At 76.0% G+C, this 2,247-nt stretch carries 3 protein-coding genes; 1 reads left to right on the top strand and 2 read right to left on the bottom strand.

Annotation, left to right across the window (positions count from 1 at the left end; translation table 11 throughout):
• The coding region (locus HMPREF3105_RS10675; RefSeq protein WP_070709571.1) for an acyl-CoA thioesterase at positions 1-993 on the bottom strand (993 nt) is incomplete at its 3' end.
• 77 nt (positions 994-1,070) lie between these two features.
• On the opposite strand from HMPREF3105_RS10675, the gene HMPREF3105_RS10670 reads away from it, so the two are divergent.
• Positions 1,071-1,781, top strand: coding sequence for a DUF8185 domain-containing protein (locus tag HMPREF3105_RS10670; protein WP_070709569.1), 711 nt, complete (start codon positions 1,071-1,073; stop codon positions 1,779-1,781).
• Positions 1,782-1,818: 37 nt separating this feature from the next.
• Here HMPREF3105_RS10670 and HMPREF3105_RS10665 read toward each other — a convergent pair.
• A partial coding sequence (locus tag HMPREF3105_RS10665; RefSeq protein ID WP_256375227.1) for a globin occupies positions 1,819-2,247 on the bottom strand: 429 nt, incomplete at its 5' end.

Below are 2,247 nucleotides of genomic sequence, written 5' to 3'. Positions count from 1 at the left end.
CGTCCGCAGGGCCATGCGCTGGGCCGCGCCACGCACGCGCGCCCGCCGGGCGGCGGCCCCCTCGGGCAGGCGGATCATGCCCTCCTGGGCGACCGTGGCCACGAGCGTCCCGTCCTCGGTGAACACGGCGCCCGTGCCGAGGCCGCGCGCGCCCTGGGCGCTGGGGGAGTCCTGGACGTAGAGCAGCCACTGGTCGACGCGGGCGGGCCGGTGGAACCACATCGCGTGGTCCAGGGACGCCACGGACATGCCGGGCTGGATCCAGGCGACGCCGTGCTGCCGCAGGATCGGCTCGAGAAGCGTGTAGTCCGAGGCGTAGGTGAGCGCCGCCCGGTGCAGCGCGGGGTCGTCGGCCAGCGGCGTGAACGTCTTCATCCACACCATGTTGCGGTTCTCGGTCTCCGGGGCCGGGTCCACGTAGAGGGCCGGGGTGACGTGACGGATGTCGAACGGCCGGGCCCACGCCCACTCCTGAGCCACGGGGTGGTTGATGCCGCCCAGCACGTCCGCTGTCGTGGGCAGGTCCTCGGGCCGGGGCACGCCCTCGGGCATGGCCACCTGGTGGTCCAGCGCGCTGCCGGCGGGTTCCTGGAAGGAGCAGGTCAGGGCGAGGATGGCCTTCTCGTTCTGAGAGGCCAGCACCCGGCGGACGGAGAAGGAGCGGCCGTCCCGCAGCGTCTCGACGGTGAACGTGATGGGCTGCAGCGCGTCCCCGGGGCGGATGAAGTAGCCGTGGAGCGAGTGGGCGGGGCGGGCGCCCGGCACCGTGCGGGAGGCGGCCGCCAGCGACTGGGCGAGCACCTGGCCGCCGAACACCCGGCCGTGCGTCTGGCGGGGGGTCGTGCCCGTGAAGCGGACCTGACCCGTCACCGGGTCCGGCGCGGCCGGCGTCAGCTCCAGGATCCCGCGCAGCACGTCGGTGGGGTCCTTCGGGGCCGAGGCCGGGCGGGCCGGTGCGCGACCGGGGCGGGGACGGGGATGGCGCTGCGGCACGAACGGCTCCTTCGACGTGGATGGACCCCGCGACGGCGGGGCGGCCCGGGACGCGACGGACCTGGGACAATGCTTGCATGACCGAGCACTCCGCCGCCGCACCAGTCCTCCGCTTCGTCGACGACCGCGCTGTGCGGGACCTCGAGCAGCTGGCCACCCGCGCCCGTCGCGTCGCCGACACGGGGATGCGCCTGCACGTCGTGCCTGAGGCAGGGCGCTCCCGCACCCCGATGCTCGCCCAGTGGGTCTCCGTGCTGCAGCCGGCCGGGCTCGGAGACGGGGTGCCCGTCGTCCTGGGGCTGCGCACCGTGCCCCTGGCGACCGCCGACGGCGTGGCGGACCTGGACGCCGTCGTCGCCCTGGGCTCCGTCACCGAGCGCACCGCCCGGATGCGCGGCCAGGACCCCGTCGACCTGGCGTTCGCCGTGCCGCCGGGCCGCGAGCACGTCACCTGGACCGCGCTGACCCCGCCCCGCGGCGGCTGGACGCCCGTGGCCGAGGTCGCCGACGAGGAGCTGGCCGAAGTGGCCACGCGCGGCGCCGACGCCGTGCGGGACGCCCTGCCCGAGAACCCGGGGGAGGCGCTGGTCCGCAAGATCCGGGCGCAGATGTGGGGACCCCTGCTCGGGGGCGACGCTCTGCAGTTCCCGGCCGGCATGGCCTTCGGCGCGCACGCGCTGGGCTTCCTGCGGCCCGGCGGCCGCGCCCGGCTCAGCACGGCGGGGCCGTGGACGCGCCTGGACACCCCCGGCGGCTTCGTACTGGGCCGCCCCGCCATGGCGGTGTGAGCCCGCGCCCCATGTCGGGGCGCGGACCGCGGGCCGGTCAGGCCGAGTTCTGCAGGGAGTGGGCGGCCCGCTCCAGGTAGTCCCAGAGTTCGGCCTCGTGCAGCGGTGACAGCTCCAGCGTGTCCACGGCGGCGCGCATGTGGCGCAGCCACGCGTCGCGCGCGGCCGGGTCGATCCGATACGAGGCGTGGCGCATGCGCAGGCGGGGGTGGCCGCGCTCCTCGGAGTACGTCCGCGGTCCGCCCCAGTACTGCTCCAGGAACATCAGCAGCCGGCGCTGGGCGCCCTCGAAGTCGTCCTGCGGATACATCGGGGCGAGGATCTCGTCTTCGCGCACGCGGGCGTAGAACTCGGCGGTCAGCCGGTCGAAGGTCGGGCGGCCGCCGACGGCGTCGTAGAAGCTGGTGGCCTGACCGGGCGCGGCCGGGGTCCCCGGGGTCGCACCGGCGGGGCCCGCCGCGGCGTC

The organism is Micrococcus sp. HMSC31B01, from assembly GCF_001816085.1.
In the GTDB taxonomy this organism is placed as follows: domain Bacteria; phylum Actinomycetota; class Actinomycetes; order Actinomycetales; family Micrococcaceae; genus Micrococcus; species Micrococcus luteus.
This window is presented reverse-complemented; position numbering and strand designations above follow the sequence as displayed.